Annotated in this window: 2 protein-coding genes; both read left to right on the top strand. The window is 73.5% G+C overall.

Annotation, left to right across the window (positions count from 1 at the left end; translation table 11 throughout):
* The first annotated feature begins 389 nt into the window (after positions 1-389).
* Positions 390-1388, top strand: coding sequence for a mechanosensitive ion channel family protein (locus GTW67_RS26525; protein ID WP_161167308.1), 999 nt, complete (start codon positions 390-392; stop codon positions 1386-1388).
* A 143-nt stretch (positions 1389-1531) separates the two neighbouring features.
* Positions 1532-2167 (top strand): class I SAM-dependent methyltransferase, encoded by a 636-nt coding sequence (locus tag GTW67_RS26520; RefSeq protein ID WP_161167307.1) that lies wholly within the window; start codon positions 1532-1534, stop codon positions 2165-2167.
* The last annotated feature ends 35 nt before the right edge of the window (positions 2168-2202 follow it).

The following is a 2202-nucleotide window of genomic DNA, read 5'->3' as shown; positions in this document are numbered from 1 at the left end:
CGTCCCCGCACCGGTCCGGCCGCCGGGAACGAGCCGCAGATGCCGTCGGCGCCGGGCGTGCCGGGCGGGTGCCGTGTCACGGAAGAGCCGGTCCTCCAGCCACGTCATGGTGAACAGCAGCAGCCCGAGTCCGGGCAGCAGCACGACGGCAACGATGACCACGCCGCAGGTCCCCCTCCGTGTGAGCGATTCCCTTCCGGGTGCCCGGGACCGTGCCCGTGATGGGTGCGCGCGCCGTGAAGATGACGCGAGCATCTGGCATATAGGGCATTCGCTGGTCAATCGCGCGAAAGGCGCGAAAGCTGTCCCCGTGTCATGTTCGAGCCGCCCGTGGGTAGGCGGGGCCGACGGCAGAGACGTACGCGCCGAGGAACGGAGCACTTGAGGCGATGACGCACGCAATCGCACCCACCGGCACGGCCACGGGACCGCAGGCGGCGGTCTCCTGGTCGGACTGGATGGGCGACCACACCACCGCACTGGTCGGAGTACCCCTGCGGATCGCGCTCATCGTCGTGATCCTGCTGGTGGTGCGCGTGGTGGCCAAGCGGGCCATCACGCGGGTCGTGCAACGCGTACTGGAACCGTCGAACGGCGACTCCGAGCGCAGCCGCACGCGCTGGTCCGGCCGGGGCCCCGCCGTACTGCACCGCGACCGGACCCGGGTGAGGCAGCGGCGCGAGCAGCGGGCCCGCACCATCGGCTCGGTGCTCAGCAGTGCCGTGACCATCGTGCTGTTCATGGTCGGCGTCGCCATGGTGCTCGACCAGGTCGGCATCGCGCTCGGCCCGCTGCTGGCCAGTGCCGGAGTCGTCGGCCTGGCGATCGGCTTCGGCGCGCAGAGCCTGGTCGCCGACTACCTGTCCGGCCTGCTGATCATGATCGAGGACCAGTACGGCGTCGGCGACTCCGTCGACCTCGGGGAGGCCGTCGGCGAGGTCGAGCACGTCGGCATGCGCCTGACTCACGTCCGCGACCTCAACGGCGGTCTGTGGCACATCCGCAACGGCGAGATCCTGCGCGTCCGCAACGACAGCCAGGAATGGGCCCGCGCCGTCCTGGACGTCGCCGTGACCTACGACGCGAACCTCGACACGGTCTACAGCGTCCTGGAGGACGCCGGGCGCGCGCTCCGCGAGGACCCGAGGTTCGCGGACCTCCTGCTGGAGGACGTGTCCGTGTGGGGCGTGCAGTCCCTCGACCCGGACGGCGTCGTGGTGCGCGTCGCGGTCAGGACCGTGCCGCTCCAGCAGTGGGGCGTCACCCGCGAACTGCGCCGCCGGGTCAAGGACGCCCTGGACGAGGCGGGCATCGACATCCCCTTCGCGCGCAACGTGTGGGTGCGCGGCGGCGACTCCTCCGAGGCCGACTCCGGCGCCCTGCGCTGACGCGAGGGAGCGGAACGGTCTTGCTGTTTCGGCAAGGCCGTTCGCCGTTCCGGTGCGGGCGGGTGCAGCCTGGCACAGGACGGGCCGCGCACCTCGCGGACCCGGCCGCGCAGACGACTGTGTCCGCTCTCCAGGAGGCACGCATGACCGACACGCCCGCACCCGCCCCGGCCGCCGACTTCTGGGAGGCCCGCTACCGCGACACCGACCGCGTCTGGAGCGGCCGCCCCAACGCCCTCCTGGTCCGGGAGGCCGGGGACCTCGCCCCCGGCACCGCGCTCGACCTGGGCTGCGGCGAGGGCGCCGACGCCGTCTGGCTGGCCGGACGCGGCTGGCGCGTCACCGGCGTGGACATCTCCGCCACGGCCCTCGAACGCGCGGCCGTGCACGCCGCCGACGCCGGGGTCGGCGACCGCGTCTCCTGGGAGCGCCACGAGCTGGGACGCTCGTTCCCCGAGGGCTCCTTCGACCTGGTGAGCGCGCAGTACCTCCAGTCACCGGTGCCCCTCGACCAGCGGGCGGTCCTCCGCGCCGCGGCCGGCGCCGTCGCGGAGGGCGGCACCCTGCTGGTCGTCATGCACGCCGCCTGGCCCACGTGGCAGACCGAACCGCCCTTCGAGGCGGTCTTCCCCACCCCGGACTCGCTCCTCGACGAGCTCGCGCTGCCGGCGGGCGAGTGGACCGTCCTGACCAAGGAGACCGTCCGCCGGCCGAGCACCTCCCCGGAGGGCACCGAGGGCCACCGCGACGACAACGTGTGGCGCCTGCGGCGCGCGTGAGGCCGCGGGCCGCGGGCCGCGGGTGAGCGGTGCCG

This window comes from Streptomyces sp. SID5910, from assembly GCF_009862125.1.
Lineage (GTDB): Bacteria > Actinomycetota > Actinomycetes > Streptomycetales > Streptomycetaceae > Streptomyces.
This window is presented reverse-complemented; position numbering and strand designations above follow the sequence as displayed.